Annotated in this window: 18 protein-coding genes; all 18 read right to left on the reverse strand. The window is 33.3% G+C overall.

The window, feature by feature from the left end; genetic code table 11:
- On the reverse strand, window positions 1-1,434 hold the full coding sequence (locus QLS65_RS13295) for a leucyl aminopeptidase family protein (RefSeq protein ID WP_282718339.1): 1,434 nt from the start codon (window positions 1,432-1,434) through the stop codon (window positions 1-3).
- 52 nt (window positions 1,435-1,486) lie between these two features.
- A complete protein-coding gene (locus tag QLS65_RS13300) occupies window positions 1,487-2,632 on the reverse strand; it encodes an alpha/beta hydrolase (protein ID WP_345959871.1) in 1,146 nt (381 codons plus the stop codon).
- A 122-nt stretch (window positions 2,633-2,754) separates the two neighbouring features.
- Window positions 2,755-3,354 carry a bifunctional phosphoribosyl-AMP cyclohydrolase/phosphoribosyl-ATP diphosphatase HisIE gene (hisIE, locus tag QLS65_RS13305; RefSeq protein WP_039108135.1) on the reverse strand — a complete coding sequence of 200 codons (600 nt, stop codon included), beginning with the start codon at window positions 3,352-3,354 and terminating at the stop codon, window positions 2,755-2,757.
- Between the two features lie 99 nt (window positions 3,355-3,453).
- A complete protein-coding gene (gene hisF / locus QLS65_RS13310) occupies window positions 3,454-4,209 on the reverse strand; it encodes an imidazole glycerol phosphate synthase subunit HisF (RefSeq protein WP_282718340.1) in 756 nt (251 codons plus the stop codon).
- On the reverse strand, window positions 4,203-4,931 hold the full coding sequence (gene hisA, locus QLS65_RS13315; RefSeq protein ID WP_282718341.1) for a 1-(5-phosphoribosyl)-5-[(5-phosphoribosylamino)methylideneamino]imidazole-4-carboxamide isomerase: 729 nt from the start codon (window positions 4,929-4,931) through the stop codon (window positions 4,203-4,205). The genes hisF and hisA overlap by 7 nt, the downstream gene beginning before the upstream one ends.
- 105 nt (window positions 4,932-5,036) lie before the next feature.
- Entirely contained in the window at window positions 5,037-5,618 is a 582-nt protein-coding gene (hisH, locus tag QLS65_RS13320; protein WP_282712956.1) for an imidazole glycerol phosphate synthase subunit HisH, read from the reverse strand.
- 77 nt (window positions 5,619-5,695) lie between these two features.
- Window positions 5,696-6,832, reverse strand: coding sequence for a bifunctional histidinol-phosphatase/imidazoleglycerol-phosphate dehydratase HisB (gene hisB, locus QLS65_RS13325; RefSeq protein ID WP_282718342.1), 1,137 nt, complete (start codon window positions 6,830-6,832; stop codon window positions 5,696-5,698).
- A gap of 24 nt (window positions 6,833-6,856) precedes the next feature.
- Window positions 6,857-7,906 (reverse strand): histidinol-phosphate transaminase, encoded by a 1,050-nt coding sequence (gene hisC, locus QLS65_RS13330; RefSeq protein ID WP_282718343.1) that lies wholly within the window; start codon window positions 7,904-7,906, stop codon window positions 6,857-6,859.
- Window positions 7,896-9,188 carry a histidinol dehydrogenase gene (gene hisD / locus QLS65_RS13335; RefSeq protein ID WP_282718344.1) on the reverse strand — a complete coding sequence of 431 codons (1,293 nt, stop codon included), beginning with the start codon at window positions 9,186-9,188 and terminating at the stop codon, window positions 7,896-7,898. Before hisD ends, hisC begins: the two co-directional genes overlap by 11 nt.
- Before the next feature lie 88 nt (window positions 9,189-9,276).
- Window positions 9,277-10,134 (reverse strand): ATP phosphoribosyltransferase, encoded by an 858-nt coding sequence (hisG, locus tag QLS65_RS13340; protein WP_282718345.1) that lies wholly within the window; start codon window positions 10,132-10,134, stop codon window positions 9,277-9,279.
- Window positions 10,135-10,417: 283 nt separating this feature from the next.
- Window positions 10,418-10,930: a hypothetical protein gene (locus tag QLS65_RS13345; RefSeq protein WP_282718346.1), complete on the reverse strand. Its 513-nt coding sequence runs from the start codon at window positions 10,928-10,930 to the stop codon at window positions 10,418-10,420.
- A gap of 56 nt (window positions 10,931-10,986) precedes the next feature.
- Window positions 10,987-12,105, reverse strand: coding sequence for a VIT1/CCC1 transporter family protein (locus tag QLS65_RS13350; protein WP_282718347.1), 1,119 nt, complete (start codon window positions 12,103-12,105; stop codon window positions 10,987-10,989).
- A gap of 113 nt (window positions 12,106-12,218) precedes the next feature.
- Window positions 12,219-12,947, reverse strand: a complete 729-nt coding sequence (locus tag QLS65_RS13355; protein ID WP_282712951.1) for a superoxide dismutase — start codon at window positions 12,945-12,947, stop codon at window positions 12,219-12,221.
- Window positions 12,948-12,965: 18 nt separating this feature from the next.
- Window positions 12,966-14,102, reverse strand: a complete 1,137-nt coding sequence (locus QLS65_RS13360) for an efflux RND transporter periplasmic adaptor subunit (RefSeq protein WP_282718348.1) — start codon at window positions 14,100-14,102, stop codon at window positions 12,966-12,968.
- Window positions 14,103-18,446, reverse strand: a complete 4,344-nt coding sequence (locus tag QLS65_RS13365; protein WP_282718349.1) for a CusA/CzcA family heavy metal efflux RND transporter — start codon at window positions 18,444-18,446, stop codon at window positions 14,103-14,105.
- 98 nt (window positions 18,447-18,544) lie between these two features.
- Window positions 18,545-18,934, reverse strand: coding sequence for a hypothetical protein (locus QLS65_RS13370; protein ID WP_282712948.1), 390 nt, complete (start codon window positions 18,932-18,934; stop codon window positions 18,545-18,547).
- 197 nt (window positions 18,935-19,131) lie between these two features.
- Entirely contained in the window at window positions 19,132-20,526 is a 1,395-nt protein-coding gene (locus QLS65_RS13375) for a sensor histidine kinase (RefSeq protein WP_282718350.1), read from the reverse strand.
- Between the two features lie 5 nt (window positions 20,527-20,531).
- Window positions 20,532-21,194: a response regulator transcription factor gene (locus QLS65_RS13380; RefSeq protein ID WP_282718351.1), complete on the reverse strand. Its 663-nt coding sequence runs from the start codon at window positions 21,192-21,194 to the stop codon at window positions 20,532-20,534.
- Window positions 21,195-21,210: the final 16 nt, after the last annotated feature.

Here is a 21,210-nt window from a genome sequence, read left to right on the forward strand (position 1 = left end):
TTATAAATTTTCAATGAATTTAGTTAATAAATGAACTCCATATCCTGTAGCATGCTTACTTTTAGCAAACTCATCATCGCCAAATGCGACACCTGCAACATCAAGATGTGCCCAAGCTTTGTGTTCTTGGGTAAAATATTCTAAAAATTTTGCGGCACTTATTGCTCCTGCAACTGGTTTTCCACTATAATTTTTCACATCGGCAATGTCACTCTCAATATCGGATTTATAAACATCCCAAAGCGGTAAAGGCCACAAACGCTCTCCTATTGCGTCTCCGTTTTCTTGTAGCTTCTTAGCCATTTCGGTATTATTGGTAAACAAAGCACCACATTCATACCCAAAAGTACCAACACTGCTTCCGGTTAGCGTAGCAATATCAACAATATATTCTGGTTTAAAATTTTTAATTAAATACGACAATCCATCCGCTAAAATGAGTCGTCCTTCAGCATCTGTATCAATGATTTCTATCGAATGTCCGCTATAACTGTGAATTACATCACTTGGTAAAAATGATTTGGCATCAACTGAATTTTCGGCACAAGGAACAATTGCAGTCACTTTTACTGGTAATTGCAAATCTGCAATCAATTGCATCGCCCCAAAAACGGCACCACCACCGGCCATATCGCATTTCATGTGAAGCATTCCGGCTGTTTTTATATTCAATCCTCCAGTATCAAAAGTGATTCCTTTCCCCACTAACCCAACATGTTTTAGGTGTTCCACATCGGCTGCAGGAGTGTAATTCATAATGATAAACTGTGGTTCATTTTCACTTCCTTTTCCAACTGCCAAAAAAGCGCCCAATCCTACTATTTTTGATGCATCCTGACCTAAAACTTCTACATCAAAACCATATTTTTCACCCGTTTCTTTAGCCCAATTGGCCAAATATTTAGGATTAATCGTGTTGGGAGGTAAATCAACCAAATTATAAGTTGCTAATTGTGCTTTGGCAATTTTAATTCCTTTTTTGGCTGTAGCCAAATAATCTTTTTCGGATACTAAATTTAAAGTAAAATCAGCACTCAAAAAAGGATGTGCATTTTTTTCTGTTTTGAAATGACCTAAATCATACGTTCCTAAAAGCAAACCAGAAACTACGGCTTCAACTTGATCCTGAGTGAATTGTTCAGGTATAACTAAAGCAACATTCGAACTGAAATTTTCTTTTTGTTTCGATGAAATACGACGAAAAATAGTTTTCAATGATTTATAGTCTATCTCTTTTCCTAAGCCAATAAAAACATACGCATTGTTATTTTTTTCAGCTAAATAGTGCGTGTCTTTTTTTCCAAAAAAAACTTTTGATGTTATTTCTAATCCATTAAAAGTTATAGGAACAATGCTTTTTGAATACGTTTCAAAAACCGGAATCAAAATTGTTCCTGAAAAATCAGCTACGTTTTGTAATGTATTTGTTTTCATTTGTTCTTTTCTTTTTTTCTACCTATTAATTCAAGACCCTATGAATAGTACTCTACGACTCTTTTGTATTAAAAAACAACCATTCTATTGCTTTAGGAAATTCATCACTCCAATAGGTTTCACTATGTTTTCCTTGCCTGTTAATGCTTAAATTAATCTTTGATTTGTCTTTTACAAATTCGCTTGAAATCAGATTCTCTTTAAAACTTTTTATATGTTCAATCATTGTTTTACTCTCATCTCCACCACCATACAAATAGATTTTGCTGTCGGCTGTATTGGCTTTTTTGGGATTAATTTTCAATTCTGGAACAACCCAAAGCGATGGAGAAAAAATCATTAATTTACCATATACTTCCGGGTTTCTTAATCCACTAAAAATACTTACTAATCCTCCCATCGAGCTTCCACCAATACCTGTAAATTCCCGTTCTTTTTTTGTTCTAAAATTGCTGTCAACAAATGGTTTTAGGGTATCAGTTACAAAACGGATGTATTTTTTTCCTTGTCCTTTTCCTAATACTGTTTTCCCAACATTGTATTCTTTTATTCGATCTTCTTTGGCGTGTTCTATGGCAATAATTATAATTTTTCCAATTTTATACTCGGACATAACCGCCAGTTTTTTATCAATTTCCCAATTACCAAATTCGGCTGATTCATTGAATAAATTTTGGGCATCCTGCAAATACATTACGGGATAACTTTCACTTGAATTATCATAATCATGAGGCAACAAGGCCCAAATTTTTCTGGTTTTATTAAGTTGCGGGATTTCAAATTCATCTGAAATTAACTGAACCTGTGGTAAAAAAGACTGCTTAAAAGGCAACCAGTTTTTTCTCCATCTTGCTACGTGTTCCTTTTGAATGCCCGTATGTGCTAATGTTGAACGGTTTTCGGTACGATTGCCGTGGCTGTCAATCTCAACTTCACTCCAATCCCCTTTAGTAAATTTATACAAAAGCTCGACAGGATAATCAAAATCATGCGAAAATTTGTAATGGTATACGTTATTTCCAATTTTCTCCATCATAAACTCCTTGTCCTGAGTACGCCAATTATTGAAATTCCCTGAAATATAAACAGGTCTTGCATCGTCTTCGTCAGTTGTAAGGATTATATATAGTCCCGTATTTAGGATTGGATCGTTTAATTCTTGTGTCAATGTGGTATTATCTAAATTCATCACTTGCATGTGGTACTCTTATTTTAAAATAATAGTAAATATAGTGGATTGCTATTTGAAATAAAAGAAAACCCAATAGTATATTCATTTACTATTGGGTTTTATTGATGTAAAATCTTTAAAAAGAATTTCTATTTCTGACGACTTTTTAGTACTTCAACAACATCATTTAGCTTAAATCCTTTGGCTTGCAACAATATAAGGTAATGAAAAAGCAAGTCAGCACTTTCGCTCAAAAACAAATCGTCATTATCATCTTTGGCTTCAATAACCACTTCTATTGCTTCCTCTCCTACTTTCTGGGCAATTTTATTCATCCCTAATTTAAACAAGGAAGCCACATAACTTTTCTCAGAATCAGCATTCTCTCTTCGAAGTTGGATTGTATCTTCTAAATTCGAAATAAAGCCATAATCTGCTTTGTTTTCATCAGCCCAACACGTATCCGTTCCTTTGTGACATGTTGGTCCTTCTGGTTTTACCTGAATCAACAACGTATCATTATCACAGTCATTTTTGATGTCAATCAGATTTAAAAAGTTGCCACTTTCCTCGCCTTTTGTCCAAAGTCTTTGCTTGGTACGGCTATAAAATGTCACTTTTTTAGTATCAACCGTTTTTTGATACGCTTCGGCATTCATGAAACCCAACATCAAAACTGTTTTGGTTTCACTGTCTTGAATTATAGCAGGAATTAATCCGTCTGTATTTTTTGAGAAATCTATGTTCATATTTTTTAAGTATTAAGTTGTAAGTCTTAAGTATTAAGTTATATGGATAAATAAGCAACTCAATACTTAATAACTCATACTTAATACTTATGCCTTAATTTAAATCCGTACTTCGATATTGTTATTTTTAAGGGCTGCTTTCAATGTTTTAATTTCAATTTCTTTAAAATGAAATACACTTGCGGCTAATGCTGCGTCTGCTTTTCCTTCCAGAAAAGTATCTACAAAATGTTGTATGTTTCCTGCGCCACCAGAAGCTATTATTGGAATATTAACTAATTCCGAAAGTTTAGCCAAAGCTTCATTAGCAAATCCGTTTTTAGTTCCGTCATTATCCATTGATGTGAATAAGATTTCACCTGCGCCGCGTTCTTCAACTTCTTTGGCCCAATCAAATAAATTCAATTCTGTAGGCACTTTTCCTCCCACTAAATGAACAATCCATTGCCCATTAATTTGCTTGGCATCAATCGCAACAACGACACATTGGCTGCCAAATTTTTGTGCCAAATCATTAATTAACTGCGGGTTTTTCACCGCCGATGAATTAATGGAAACCTTATCCGCACCGTTTTGCAATAAAATTTCAACATCACTAACGGATGAAATTCCACCACCAACAGTAAAAGGAATATTAATCGTCGAAGCCACTTTGCGTACCAAATCAACTAAGGTTTTTCTCCTTTCTTCCGTTGCCGAAATATCCAAAAAAACCAATTCATCAGCACCTTCATCCGAATATATTTTGGCTAATTCCACTGGATCTCCCGCATCACGCAAGTCCACAAAATTAATACCTTTTACTGTTCTTCCGTTTTTTATATCGAGACAGGGAATAATTCTTTTTGTTAACATTTTTCTAAAATATAGTTTTCTAACTGTTTCAAGCTAATACGACCTTCATAGATTGCTTTCCCGATTATCGTTCCTTCACAACCCAATTCGGCTAGCTTTGGTAATTCGTCAAAAGTAGAAATTCCTCCTGAAGCAATTAATTTTATGCCATTGGCTTCTGCCAAAATTTTAGCGTATAAATCAAAAGATGGTCCTTCAAGCATACCGTCTTTGGCAATATCCGTACAAATTACATACTGAATTCCTTTGCTTTGATAATCTTGTATAAAAGGAATCAAGTCTTCATTCGAATCTTCTAACCAACCCGAAACAGCTACTTTTTCATTGTTAGCATCTGCTCCCAAAATAATTTTATCAGAACCATACTCAGCAATCCATTTTTCGAATAGTTCTCTGTTTTTGACAGCAATACTTCCGCCGGTAATTTGATTTGCACCACTTTCAAAAGCAATTTTCAAATCAGAATCCGATTTTAATCCACCCCCAAAATCAATTTTCAATTTGGTTTGTGTAGCTATTTGCTCCAGTATTTTATAATTCACAATTTGGCTTGACTTTGCTCCGTCTAAATCGACCAAATGTAAATATTCTATTCCGTGTGCTTCAAATGATTTTGCTACTTCAAGCGGATTTTCATTGTATATAATTTTGGTATTGTAATCGCCTTTTGACAAGCGAACACATTTTCCTTCTATGATATCTATTGCAGGTATTATTCTCATTGAGATTTATGATTTTTGATTAACGATTTTTGATTTCAGATTTGTTATTGCGAGGAACGAAGCAATCTCACTGACTATTCTCATTATTGTTATTGCCATTAAAATTTATAACTTCAAGAAATTAGCCAAAATTTGTTCTCCAACGTCACCACTTTTTTCTGGGTGAAATTGTGTTCCGTAGAAATTATCCTTCTGCAAAGCTGAGGCGTATTCTACTTCGTAATCAGTTGTAGCAATGGCTTCAGGGCAGTTAGGAGCATAAAAACTATGAACCAAATACATATATTCGTTTTCATTAATTCCTTCGAATAAAGGCGATTTCAAATTATAAATTTGGTTCCATCCCATTTGTGGGACTTTTACTTTTGGCGTAAATTTAATCACATCAACATCAAAAATTCCCAAACCTTTTGTATTTCCTTCTTCTGATTTGTTGCACATCAATTGCATACCCAGACAGATTCCTAAAACGGGTTGTTTCAAGGTTGGAATCAAAGTTTCCAAACCACTTTCTAAAAGCATTTTCATTGCAGAACTTGCTTCACCAACTCCTGGAAAGATTACTTTATCGGCTGCTTTAATTTCGTCAGGATTATTACTCAAAATGGCTTTAAATCCCAATCTTTCGATGGCAAACATAATGCTTTGAATGTTTCCTGCTCCGTAATTTATGATTACTATTTTCATTTTAATTTTGTTTCAAGTTTAATGTTTAATGTTTAAAGTTGCTCGAGTCAACCTGAAACTTTAGACTTTAAACAATTTTACAACATTCCTTTCGTGCTAGGCAAAATCATCTTCTCCGTATCACGTTTTACGGCTACTTTTATTGCTTTGGCGAAAGCCTTGAAAATGGCTTCAATTTTGTGATGCTCGTTTGTTCCTTCCGCTTTGATATTAATGTTGGCTTTAGCACCATCAGAGAAAGATTTGAAGAAATGATAGAACATCTCTGTCGGCATTTTACCTACCATTTCTCGTTTGAATTCGGTTTCCCAAACCAACCAGTTTCTTCCTCCAAAATCAATCGCCACTTGCGCTAAACAGTCGTCCATTGGCAAACAAAAACCGTAACGTTCTATACCTAATTTATTTCCTAATGCTTTCGCAAAAACTTCTCCTAAAGCAATCGCTGTATCTTCGATAGTATGATGTTCATCAACTTCTAAATCACCTTTCACAAGGATTTCCAAGTCCATTTGTCCGTGACGTGCAATTTGGTCGAGCATGTGGTCAAAGAAAGCAATCCCTGTTTCGATTTTACTTTTTCCGGTTCCGTCAAGGTTTAAGTTGATGAAAATATCCGTTTCGTTTGTTTTTCTTTCAATAGAAGCGGAACGTTCTTCTAGTTTCAAAAACTCATAAATTACTTTCCAATCTGTCGTTTGTAAAGCAATGACAGAATCCAAAGCTGACCTTTTTGAAGTAATTTCATCACTTCCCAAACCTTCGTCCGTGTTGATAAAAATGGCTTTTGAGCCTAAGTTTTTTGCCAATTCAACATCCGTTATTCTGTCTCCAATTACGAATGAATTTGCTAAATCATATTCCGGATTATCAATATATTTTGTCAACAAACCAGTTGCAGGTTTGCGAGTTGGTGCGTTTTCGTGAGGAAATGTTTTGTCAATTAATACTTCTTTGAAAACAACGCCTTCATTTTCAAAAGCTTTCATGATTAAATTATGAACGGGCCAAAAGTTAATTTCCGGATGAGAATCAGTTCCCAAACCATCTTGATTCGTAACCATTACCAATTCGAAATCCAATTCTTTAGCTATTTTTCCAAGATATTGAAAAGCATTTGGATAAAATTCTAATTTTTCGAAACTGTCTAATTGATAATCATTTGGTTCCAAAACCATTGTTCCATCACGATCTATAAAAAGTATTTTTTTCATTAAAAAAAGTTTAAAGTTTAAGGTTTAAAGTTGTTTTAACACCTCAATTAATTTCATATTTTCTTGTTCTGTTCCAACGGTCAGACGCAAACAATTATCGCATAACGGTTGGGTTGTTCTGTTTCTAATTACAATTCCTTTTGCAATCAATTCATCGTATCTTTTATTGGCGTCATCTACTTTTACCAAAATAAAATTAGCTTCCGTAGGATAGATTTTTTCGACAAAATTTACATTAAGCAAAACTTTAAGTAACTCCTCTCTTTGTCTTATTATAGATTCAATTTCCGATTTTATTTTATCTTTATCATCTAATCGTTCTAAAGCTCTTTTTTGAGTCAACTCGTTTACATTATACGGAGGTTTAATTTTGTTTAAAACCGAAATCACCTCCGCAGATGCGTAACAAATTCCTAATCTAATTCCAGCTAAACCATACGCTTTTGATAGCGTTTGAGTAATGACCAAATTTGGATATTCGTCTAGTTCGTTAATCCAACTTTCCTTTTTAGAAAAGTCAATATACGCTTCATCAATAACTACCAAACCTTTAAAATTTTGCAAAAGTGATACTACACTTTCATCCGAAAATGAATTCCCGGTTGGATTATTTGGAGAGCACAAAAAGATGATTTTAGTATTCTCATTAACCGCTTCCATGATTTTCTCAATTTGTGGTTGAAAGTCTTCAGAAAGTAAAATTTCTTTATTTTCTACTGCATTGATATTAGCCAAAACACCATACATTCCGTATGTAGGTGGCAAAGTAATTACGTTATCTGTTTTTGGTTCACAAAAAGCTCTGAATAACAAATCCAGCACTTCATCACTTCCGTTACCCAATAAAATTTGATTCGTTTTGACATTTTTTTGTTTTGCCAAAATCCCTTTTACACTCATTTGTTGTGGATCTGGGTATCTGTTCACCCCATTTTCAAATGGATTTTCATTGGCATCCAGAAAAATCATATCTGCGGTATCAAAATCTTCAAATTCATCACGAGCCGAAGAATAGGGTTTTAATTGCTTAACGTTTGCTCTAATTATAGTATTTATATCGAAATTATTTTCCATCTTCAATTGCTTTTAATCGTAATGTAACTGCATTTTTGTGTGCTTGTAAGCCTTCTGCTTCTGCCATGATTTCAATGGCTTTACCGATATTTTGTATTCCTTTTTGAGAAATTTTTTGAAAAGTCATTGCTTTGGTGAAACTGTCTAAATTTACTCCGCTGTAATTCTTAGCATAACCGTTGGTTGGCAACGTATGATTGGTACCTGAAGCATAATCTCCAGCACTTTCAGGAGTATAATTTCCTATGAATACAGAACCTGCATTTTGAACGCCATTGCTGTAAAAATCATCAAATTCTGAGCAAATGATAAAGTGTTCCGGTCCGTATTCATTGATTAATTCCAGGGCAATTTTATCATTTTCAACAAAAATTAATTTTGAATTTGCAATCGCTTTTTCGGCAATTGCTTTTCTTGGCAACGCTTCCATTTGGATTTGAATTTCGGCCTCTACAACATCCATTAGCTTTCTGGAAGTAGAAACTAAAATTACCTGACTGTCCGCTCCATGTTCTGCTTGTGACAATAAATCAGAAGCCACAAAAGCGGGAACTGCACTGTCATCTGCAACAATCAATAATTCTGATGGGCCAGCTGGCATATCGATTGCTACGCCATATTGAGTTGCCAATTGTTTAGCGACAGTCACAAATTGATTACCAGGACCAAATATTTTATAGACTTTAGGAATTGTTTCCGTTCCAAAAGTCATTCCTGCAATAGCTTGAATTCCGCCTACTTTTAATATTTTAGTCACACCACATAAGTTTGCGGCATACAAAATAGCTGGATTTATAGTTCCGTTTTTATCTGGAGGAGAACATAAAACAATTTCGTTACAACCTGCAATTTCTGCGGGAACTGCAAGCATTAAAACTGTTGAAAATAAAGGTGCAGTTCCCCCTGGAATATACAATCCTATCTTTTGGATCGGTCTTTTTTCCTGCCAGCAGTTAACTCCTTCGATTGTTTCTACAGCAACTCTATCTGTTTTTTGAGCAGTATGAAATTTTTTAATATTTGATTTTGCAAGTAAAATAGCTTCTTTTAACTCGGTAGAAATTGATGCAATTGCTTGATTAATTTCAGCTTTAGTAACTTCAATTACATCTATTTTAGCTCCATCAAAAAGCGACGTATATTTTGCTATGGCAGCATCGCCTTTTTTTTGTACTTCTTTAAAAATTTCTTTCACAGTCGCTTCAATATCATCGACAGTTTTTGTAGGTCTTTCTAAAATAGAAGTCCAGGTTTCTGGTTTTGGATTGTATATTTTATTCATTTTTAATTTAATTGAAAGATTAAATGATTCAAAAATTTAAAGATTGAGGCTTTTTAAACCTCTTATTTCTAACTTATCAAATCTGATTTTATAAAACCATTTTCTCAATTGGGCAAACCAAAATCCCTTCGGCTCCGGCTTCCTTTAATTGATCAATAACATCCCAGAAAGTATCTTTATCGATTACGGAGTGTACGCTACTCCATCCTTCTTGCGCTAATGGCAAAACGGTTAAACTTCTTAATACAGGAAGAATTTTCCCAACAGCTTCTATTTTGTCATTTGGAACATTCATCAAGATATATTTTGATTTTCGTGCTCTTAAAACCGATTCAATTCTGAATTTTAAGGTATCTATTATTTTTTGAGATTCAGGACTTACTTTTGGCGAAACGGCTAAAACTGCTTCACTTTTAAAAATAACTTCTACTTCTTTTAGATTATTTTTAAACAAAGTACTCCCGCTAGAAACAATATCAACAATAGCATCGGCTAGACCAATGTTTGGAGCTATTTCAACCGAACCTGAAATCTGGTGAATATCAACTGTTACCCCTTTAGAATTAAAAAAATCAAGAACTGTTTTAGGGTAAGAAGTCGCAATGCGCATACCATCTAAATCTTGAACTGATTTGTAATTAAATGCTTTTGGTACAGCTACGGAGACTTTACATTTTGAAAAACCTAATTTTTGAATTACTTCAATGTTGTTTCCTTTTTCAACTAATAAATTATCGCCAACAATAGCAATATCTACAACACCATCTATTAGATATTGAGGTATATCTGAATTTCTTAAATATAAAACCTCTAAAGGGAAATTGGATGCTTCCGCTTTCAATTGGTCGATACCATTATCGATTGAAATACCTGCATCTTTAAGAATTTGAATGCTGTCTTCGTTTAAACGTCCTGATTTTTGAATTGCAATTTTTAATGTACTCATTTTTTGTCTTTTTTGTTTTTGTTTAAATTTTTTTGATTGAGTACAAATTTTGGGTAATAAAAAAACCCGTTTGATGTACTCAAACGGGTTTTTAGAATATGATGATTTACACACATACCATTAACACATCGCTTGAGAGCAAAAATGAAAATGATGATGATGCAATTGATTTGTAAACATTTTTGTATTTGTTTTATTTTTAATAATTCTTTTGCAAATATAAGAGATAAAATATTTAAAAAGCAATTTTTATTTTAACTTAAAGATATGAAATTGTTACAAATTACTTTTTATCTATCATTTTATTCGATTCATTTTCAACAGAATTTGTATCGCTTGTAACTGTAGTACCGTTGTCTTCCCTGATTTCAGTATGAAGAATTTCACCACCGGAAGTCCCAACATTTATTGATATAATTCCAGCAATTAAAGCTAAAACAAGCGTAATAAATGAAAATATTTTAGCTAGTCGGAACTTTTTTATGGCAGCTACTAATGAAACCAATGCAAAAATTCCGGTTGCATAAAGTACTAATGCAAATTTTTCTGCCAATTCTTCATGTTCATGGATAATTGCTTTTCCAATGTTTGGAAAATCTTCAACCATCTCCTCCGCTCCTTCACCAGTTCCCATACTGAGCGCTCCAAAAATTGCTGCAATTATAAATAATATATAAGCAGTATTTTTAACGGAACCGTTATTTAAAAATATCCCTGCAATTAAAATTCCAATTCCAAAAATGGTTCCGATGATTGGAAAATGGTTTACAACCATATGTAAATGAGCATCATTCATAATTTTTTTATTTAAAGTTTATTGTTTTAAAGCTGAATTATTTGAACAAATTATTTTTATCCCGCTAGTGAAACTCCAATTAAAGAGCCAATGCCATAAGTCACCGCAGCGGCTGCCAATCCAAAAGAAACTTGTCTAAATCCAGAAAACAGAACGCTTTTCCCTGTCAATAAAGTAATTGCGGCACCTATTCCAAAAAGCCCGACAACACTGCTTCCTACACTCAATAGAATAGCATTTTTCCCATCTAAAAACATAAAAGGATATAACGGAATAATGGCTCCAATAGCAAAAAGTACAAACGAAGCTGTTGCTGCTTCCCAGGCAGACCCGCCTAATTCTTCTTTATCAATTCCTAGTTCTTCTGTGATAATAGCATCAATCGCTGTTTGTGGATTTTCAAAAGCTTTATCCGCCAGTTTTTGTGATTCGACAGCATTCATTCCTTTGGCCTGATACAATAAAACTAATTCTTTTTTCTCTTCTTCGGGAGAAGCTTCCAATTCTTCGGTTTCCAAATCAATTTGGCGCTGATTTAATTCTCTGGAACTTTGTACCGAAAGCCATTCACCCAAAGCCATTGAAATTGCTCCTGCCAAAAGTCCCGCAATACCAGTTAATAATATCGTATCATTAGAAACAGCCGCACCAGCAACTCCCATGACCAAACTCATATTAGAAACCAATCCATCATTAGATCCTAAAACGGCGGCACGCAATGCATTTCCGCCTACTGATTTATGACGACTTTCAAATTTGGACAAAAAGCCACCCGAAACATTCAAAGCAGCATTATTGTTTACTGCTTCAATAATATTAAGATGATTGTGCTCAAAACCTGTTGGCTTTTCTCCGTTTTTAATCTTATTTTTGATTGAATTTACCGCAAACTGTTTTTCTATATTTGAAAGGTTACTGATTATAGAACTGTAGCCAAAAATTTTACCCAACTTCAATTGAAATTTTGCTCTGGAGGAAGGCGAAGGCATTTTGTAATTTGGTTCAAAAGTCAACACTTTATCAAGCATATGTTTCGCGTGTCCTTTTTCAATTTCACTCAAACTCAATAATACTCTTTTAAGATTATCCTCAGATTGAATGGCAGCAATACTATTATACAAAAAAGCCGTATCAACCTCTGTTTGCAACTGATCTTTTAGTTTATTCAAGTCCATTATTTATCTAATTTACGATATCAAAAGTCCCTTTTACAAGAATTTCTGAAGAATCATTTATTATTTCAACTAAAGTAGCATTTTTCATTTGATGTTAATGCTTATCCAATTTATTATCGGGTCAGCTTTAAGGCATCGTTCAATCGCATCGCCACGTTATCCCAATTGATGATATTGAAAAGTGCATCTACAAAATCAGTTCGCTTATTTTTGTATTTTAAATAATAGGCATGTTCCCAAACATCAATAACTAATATTGGAATTGCACCCCATTGAGTTAGTTTTTCATGGTTTTCACATTGTAGAACTACAAGACTGTCACTATAAGGTTGATATGCCAAAATTCCCCAACCGTTACCATCAACATTTTTTGCGGTAGCTGCAATTAAAACTTTCAATCTGTCGAAACTACCAAAGCTTTTCTCAATTCGTTTTAGCAAATTTCCTTGAGGGATGTTGCTTTTATTTGTAAGATTAGTCCAAAATATGGAATGCAGTATGTGTGATGAAAAGTGATACGATAGCTTTTTTGTCCATAAATCAATGGTTTCTAAACTATTTTCATCCAATGCTTTTTTTATCATCTGCAAATCCTTATTTGCTCCTTTTACTGCGCCACCGTGATGAAAAGTATAATGTAGGTGTAAGGTTTCAGCATCCATGTAGGGTTCTAAAAAACTTTCGCTGTAGGGCAATGTTTGTTGAATATAATTACCATTTGCATCAACTAATTTATCAATAGAATTGTCTGATAAATTTTTAGCAAACGCGTTTGTAGTTGGAAGCACTAATGCAGCTGCGCCAAATAACGTACTTGATTTTAAAAACTCTTTTCTGTCCATACTGTAAATTTACGGTTTTTATTCTTCCATATTCTTCATTTTCATTAAAAGCGAATAAGCCCCTTTTATCACAATAGTAGCCTCATTCAAATCTTCTGAAATAATTTCAGTAAATTCATTTTCTGTATTTCCTGTTGTTACTTCTTCCATTTCAAATTGCTTGTTTTCCTTTTCTATGAAGATATAATTCTTGTTTTCATAGTTCACAATAGCTTCTGATGGCAACACATTTGATTGTTGACTTTTTAATTCTATTTCAGCATTCATATACATCCCTGGCAAAAGTGATTTGTCATAGCTTGTAAAATGACAATGCATTTCTGTACTTCTGTTTTCGGAAAAGTCTTTACCAATTAAAATGATTTTACAAGGATATTTTTTTTCTGGATCAGTATTATTATAAGCTATAACTGACTGGCCAATTGCCATTTTGTTAATGTCTTTTTCGAATACGGTTAGTGCCAAATGAATATCAGAAGGATTTACAATCTCGAATAAAATATCGCTTGGATTTACATATTTTCCAGTATTTACATTTACTTTAGACACATATCCGCTTATTGGCGAATAAATATTGATGCTTTTTGAAATGTTTTTTGCCGATACATTATTTGGATTTATTCCTGCGAATTTTAATTTCTCCCCATACGATTGTACCATTACCGATAGTGAGTTGTATTCTGATTGTGCTTGTTGGTACACTTTATCGCTGCTGGCTTTGCTTCGATTAAGTTCTTTTTGTCTTTCGAATTCGGCTTTTGCATACCCAATTTTTGCTTTTGCCAAAAGGTAATCTTCCTGTAATTGAATGTATTGTTGGTCTTCTACTACGCATAAAACTTGTCCTTTGGTCACATACATTCCCTCTAAAAGTTTGGTGTATTTTAAATATCCTCCCATTGGAACACTTATGGATACTAAATTTTGAGGTGGCACATCTATTTTTCCATTTATCTTTAATAATGATGAAATCTCTTTTTGCTCGATTTTTCCGGTTTCAATACCTGCATTTTTTATTTGTGCATCGGTAAGTGTTGTTGTGTTTTCGATAGCTTGAGAAGCTTCTCCCGAAGCTTCGGGATCGTTTTCTGTTTTTTTATTACCACACGAGTATAGAAAAAATAACCCTATTAAAGTAATGACTGTATTTTTCATTTATTTTGATATTAAATTTCCTAGTTTAAGAATTGTTTCGTTGAATTTTCTAACTGTTTCAATGTAGTTACTTTGAATTTCTGTATTTTGATTGATCAACATTACCCATTCCAGATAATTGATGTCACCATTAATGAATTTATCATTAGCGGCTTTAGTTATCAAATCTACATTCTTTAAAGCCTGATTTTCGAAATAAGTAATAGTTTCTTGGTGTTTTTTCGATTCTTGAATTAATTCCTGATACTGACTTTCCAGTTTTAATTTTTCGTTAGTCAAATTATTTTCTGCAATTTGACTGTTGATTTCTAATGCTTTTTGTCTGTTTTTTATGTTTGAATTGAAAAGCGGCAGTGACACTCCAAATTGTCCATAAACGCCATTATAGCCGTCTTGAAACGCAGTATTTGTTTTGAATGTCTGCCAATAAACGCCGCCAATTAATTCGGGTAATTTTTTAGATTTTTCAAGTGAAATTTGCGCTTTGTTACTATTTACTTCTTGCTCAAATAATTTTATAGTGGGTTGATTGCTCATAACATTTTTATCTAAATTTTCAGCAAAATCCAATTTGTATTTATCTGAAACAGGGATAAAGTCTTTATCTGTATTAAGAATGTACTTGAATTGCAATTGTGTCATTTTATAATCACTTTGTAATTCCAGAAGTTGAATTTTTATTTGCCCGGATTGATTTTCGGCAGTTGCTTTTTCTAATATATTGCTTTCTCCTTTGTCAAAACGAAGTGTTGATTTTCTTAAAAATTCAGAATAGATACTATCACTTTTTAGCAATAATTTTTCCTTTTCTTTGAGATAAACCATTTCATAAAATACTGTTGTCACTTGTCTTGTCAATTCCTTTCTTTGTAAGACTTCGTTCCATTCGCCAGTTTTGGCTTCTTCAATTAGCAGTTGTCTCTGCCTTTTGTAAACTGTCGGAAATTTAATAGTTTGTGAAACGCCAATTTTTATATCATTAGCATTGCTGTTAAACTGACCATATTCCCCAATAATTCCCGTGTTGGAAATATCGTAGCCCGTCTTGGTCATTTTTTGTAAATATTCAGAATTTAATTTTCCGTTTTTTATTTTTATATTATTATCCAATGCAGTTTCAATGGCTTTCTCAATTGAAATTTTTTCCTGAGAATATGCATTTTGAAAAGAAAAAAACAATCCCAATACCATGATTGTTGTAATTGATTGCATTTTTTTTGATTTTAATTTAGCTCCTTTTTCGAACATAATGTATAAAATTGGTAAAACAAATAAGGTTAAGAAGGTGGCCACCAATAATCCTCCAATCACAACAGTTGCCAATGGTTTTTGTACTTCGGCTCCGGAGCCGTTGCTTAATGCCATGGGCAAAAATCCTAATGAGGCAACAAATGCAGTCATTAAAACAGGACGTAAACGTATTTTAGTCCCTTGTAAAACAATCGCTTTCAAATCGGTTTCGCCTGATTTCTGAATACTGTTAAATTCTGCAATTAATACCAAGCCATTCAAAACCGCTACACCAAATAAGGCTATAAAACCAACTCCGGCACTTATACTAAAAGGCATTCCTCGCAACGCTAAAAAGAAAATACCTCCAATTGCAGAAAGTGGAATCGCGGAATAAATTAATAGTCCTTGTTTCACTGAATTGAATGCAAAATAAAGCAAAATAAATATTAATAATAATGAAACCGGAACAGCTATCATTAAACGATTTTTTGCTTCATTTAGGTTTTCAAATGCACCGCCATACGTAGGATAGTAACCCGCGGGAAATTTTATTTGGGCTTCGACTTTTCCTTGCAACTCTTTTACTATACTTTGCACATCGCGGCCTCGAACATTAAAACCAACCACAATTCTACGTTTAGCGTCTTCTCTTTGTATCTGATTTGGCCCTTCGGTAATTTCAACTTTTGCTAATTGGGATAACGGAATTTGAAAACCATTTGGTGTTGGAATTAATAAATTTTGAACATCTGCCAAATCCTGACGTTTTTCGCCTTCAAGACGAACTACTAAATCAAATCTTTTTTCACCTTCGTAAATAACTCCGGTACTTTGTCCTGCAAATGCGGTATTTACTATTCGATTAATATCTTCAATGTTCAATCCATATTGCGCTATTGTTGACCGATTGTAGTCAATTACCACTTGTGGCATTCCGGTAACGGTTTCAATATAAAGATCAGAAGTACCCTCTACTGTATTCACAATTTTACCCAGTTTATTAGCGTATAAAGCTAAGGTGTCTAGATTTTCTCCAAATATTTTACAAACCACATCTTGTCTTGCGCCCGTCATTAATTCATTAAAACGCATTTGCACCGGATATTGAAAACCGTAAGAAACACCTGGAACAGCTTCTAATTCTTTTGCCATTTTTTCTGATAATTCGTCAAAAGTTTCTGCAGAAGTCCATTCGCTTTTATCCTTTAAAATAATCATCATATCGCTGGCATCAATAGGCATTGGATCGGTTGGTACTTCGCTGCTTCCGGTTTTACCTACAATTTTCTCCACTTCGGGGAATTTTTCCAATAGTATTTTTGCGCCCTGTGAAATTGCTGTCATTGAAGTTTGCAAATTACTTCCCGGCAAAACCCTTGTTTCTACAGCGAAATCACCTTCTTCTAATGAGGGCATAAATTCACCACCCATAAACGAAAGTGTAATTAACGCCAAAACAAATAATCCAAAAGTTGCAGCAATAATTGTTCGAGGAATTCCTAATGCTTTGTTCAGAAGAGGTTGATAGAAATTTTCTAATTTTTCCATCATTCTATCTGAGAAGTTTTTTTTGTGGGATATGTTTTTATTCAAAAACAAAGCAGTCATCATCGGAACATAAGTCAACGATAATATAAAAGCACCAAACAGAGCAAACGCAATTGTTTGTGCCATTGGCAAAAACATTTTTCCTTCAATACCTCGCAAAGTAAAAATTGGAATGTATACTATCAAAATAATCAGTTCTCCAAAAACGGATACATTACGCATTTTTATAGACGTTTTCAATACGGTGTTATCCATTTCTTGCTGTGAGATTTGAGAAGTTTTCCTGCTGTGTAAACTAAACAAACATGCTTCAACAATAATAACGGCACCATCTACAATCAATCCAAAATCTAATGCTCCTAAACTCATTAAATTACCGCTCACACCAAAAATATTCATCAGTATGACTGCAATTAACATCGCTAAAGGAATAACCGATGCAACGATTAATCCTGCTCTTATATTTCCTAAAAAGAAAATTAAAACAAATAGGACTATCAATGCTCCTTCTAATAAATTCGTTTCTACCGTTGAAATGGAATTATTTACCATTTTTGTTCGGTCTAGAAAGGGTTCTACAATAACGCCTTCGGGTAAGGTCTTTTGTATTTGCTCAATACGTTCTTTAATTTTTTTGATAACCACATTACTGTTAGCACCCTTTAACATCATCACTACTGCACCTGAAACTTCGCCAGATGGCACTCCTTTTTTATTAAAAGTCATTGCACCATATCGGATAGCACTACCAATACGAACATCGGCTACATCACGGATAAATAAGGGACTACCGCTACTGGTGTTTTTAATTGAAATGTCTTTTATATTTTCGATGGTATTAATCAATCCTTCACTTCGGATGTATAAAACTTTCGGACCTTTTTCGATATAAGCACCACCAGTATTTTGATTGTTTTTTTCTAAAGCAGAAAAAACATCAGCAATCGTGATATTATACGATTGTAATTTATTGGGGGCAATGGCAATTTCAAATTGTTTTAATTTCCCACCGAAACTACTCACTTCTGCTACACCTTCCACGCTTAATAATTGACGGCGAACAATCCAATCCTGAATGGTTCTCAACTCGGTTACATCGTATTTTTTTTCATAACCGGGTTTTGTTCGAACCGCATATTGGTAAATTTCACCTAGCCCAGTAGTTACTGGTGCTAGAAATGGATTGCCTATTCCTTTTGGAATTTGGTCTTTAACAGCGCTTAATCGTTCTGTTACTTGTTGTCTAGCCCAATAGACATCAGTTGCATCATCAAAAACAATGGTTACCACTGATAAACCGAAACGAGAAAAACTGCGAATTTCTTTCAGTCCAGGAATATTGCTGTTGACCTGTTCTATTGGAAATGTAATTAGTCGTTCAATATCAGTTGCGCCCAATGATGGTGCTGATGTGATTATTTGAACTTGATTATCCGTAATATCGGGAACCGCATCGATAGGTAATTTGGTAAATTGATAACTTCCATATCCTATCAGGGCAATAATAAAAAGACCAATGATGAGTTTGTTTTTTATTGAAAACTCAATTATTTTATTCAACATAATTTATAATTATTAATTATTTTTCTAAGAATATGCTGTAATACAAATGCCCATCAATGTATAGACGATGATGGATTGTAAAAAAACATTAAAAATAATTAACAATTTTTTGGAGGTCTCCAGATAGATAGTAGAACTCTTGAAGAAAAATGATTTTGTAAAAAAGCAATTTTTTGTGGTTCTTTAAAATAATAGTTAGGAATAAATTTGATTAATTTTATTTCTACGTTTATTGCTAAATTTTGATTAAATGAAAAGTCAGAATGATTATGCAGAGGTAAATCTCCATGCTCATCGTGTTTCTCATCATGATGCTTGTTTAAATAATGATCCGCCAAGAAATGGACCATAGTAACGGCTCTATGATTATTATTGTGTTGAATGAAATGTGAAACCAAAATAGGTAGGCGCAAACTATCCTCAACAACAAAAGGAATTGTTAGTTGTAGGCAAATGATTAAAGTTATTATGTTTTTTAGAAATTTCACAAAACAAATTTAAGTACTTTTTTAGATTTTATTTTAAATGATATACTTAAGCATTGACACATTACGTTTCTTGTTTTAAAGAAAATTAAATAATCTGGTGATTTTTGTAAAATATTAAATTCATAACTTCATGATTATGTATAATCAATTAAATAAAGCACAAATGTAGAACATAAATTTAAGGATTTACTTAAGAATTACTTAAGGTCTACTTCTAATAAACTTAATACCACTCGTGTTCCTATGTTTTCTTCACTGGTTATTGCAATATCAATAGTAAGTAACGAACACAGTCTTTTTACAATAGACAAGCCCAATCCGGTTCCTTTTATTTCAGGGTGAGCATTCGATTGTGAACGATAAAATTGATTGAAAATATTCTCTAAGTCATCCGCAGGAATTCCTATCCCAGAATCTATGATATGGCATTCAATTCTAGAAGCTAAACTCTTTATAAGTACTGTTAAATTCCCGTTTTGATTCGAATATTTCAACGCATTAGAAATCAAATTATTGACAATAATTAAAAATAGATAACTATCTGTTTCTATGTAATAATCTCTCGAAAATTGTGTAGTGATAGTAATGTTTTTAGACTGTATCGCAGTAGAGTTTCTGGCAATAGTATCTAAAAATATAGCGTTCAAATAGACTTTTTCTATTTTTAAACTTTGTTTTTGATTTTCAAATCGGGCCAATAAAAGCAATTGATCAACCAAATGATTCAACCGATTGACTTCTGTAACACAAAAATTAATTTTTTCTTCATATTCAGCAGGATTTCGAGGTTTTCGAATCAAAACTTCCAATGTTCCTTTGATAACCGTTAAAGGCGTTCTTAATTCATGCGATGCATCCGAGGTGAATTGTTTTTCTCTTTCGATAGCGGTTTCAATTCTATCTAATAAATTATTTATGGTTTGAGACAGAATATACAATTCGTCACGGTTTTGTGGCAATGGAATTCTGGATGTCAGATTGTCTTTAGTAATAATATTAGAAGTAGTGATTATGGAACTAATAGGTTTTATGCTCCTTCCAGCAATAAATCGTGCTATAAAGAAAAGTACCATTAGAATTAAAGGATAAACAATTAGCAAGACCTCAAATAAATTATTAAGTACCATTGTGGCATCTTCTAAGGACATTGCAATTATGATGTACCCAATAATTTTTGTTTTTTGATAAATGGGAACCTGAATTTGTCGAATAGAATTATCGGCTAATTTTGTATCAAAGAGCTTGTTCTCCGCATTATTTTCATTAAAGATAAGAGACGATTTTTTGAGATTAGGCGATTTTTCAATCACATTTCTATTTTGATCCACAAACTGAATAAATACAGGATTTACATCCAGAGTATTGTGTTCTCGTTCTTTCCATTCTTCTTTATGAATTAAATGAAAACTATTACCCACAATTTCAATTTCTGATCGATGTTTATCAACTTCACTGGTAATATCATTATTCACATGACTGTAAACACTGAATTTAACAATAGAATAGATGATAAAGAAAACTACAGAAATCAATAAAGCTGTAGTCACTATATAATGGGAGGCAATTCTATTTTTAAAAGAAAGTTGTTGCATTTTTATTAATCATTAGCGATGTAACCTACACCGCGAACTGTTTTTATGTAGTCTTGTTCAATTTTTAAATTTAATTTTTTACGAATTGCATTCATAAAAACATCAATCACACCCGTATCATATTCAAAATGAATGTCCCAAACATCCTCGATAATTTGGGTTCTGGTACATACTTTGCCTTTATTTTTGACTAAATACGTCAATAGATCAAATTCACGTTGAGTCAAATTCACTTCAGTATCACTAACGAAAACACTATGCTTAGTAATGTCAATTTGAATTGTTCCAAGAGTCAGAATTTCATCTTCATTTTGATTTCTGAAATGAATTTTGATACGTTCGAGCAATTCGTCAAAACTAAATGGTTTTTTGATATAATCATTGGCACCCGCTTTCAAACCTTCAATTGTTTCTTGCACAGTATCTTTGGCCGTCAAAAATAAGATTGGCGTATGAGTGTTTTTCAACCGAATGGATTTACAAAGTTCCAGTCCTGTCATTTTTGGTAACATCCAATCTAATAAAATCAAATCGAAATTGTTTTTTTGAGTCAGTTCAAACCCTTTTAAACCATCCGAAGCACTGGTGATTGTATATCCTTCTTCTTCTAATCCTTGCTGAAGAAATTGAACAATTCCCGCTTCATCCTCCACGATTAATATGTGCATGATTGTATAAATTTAG

Source organism: Flavobacterium algoritolerans (genome assembly GCF_030010385.1).
Classification (GTDB): domain Bacteria; phylum Bacteroidota; class Bacteroidia; order Flavobacteriales; family Flavobacteriaceae; genus Flavobacterium; species Flavobacterium algoritolerans.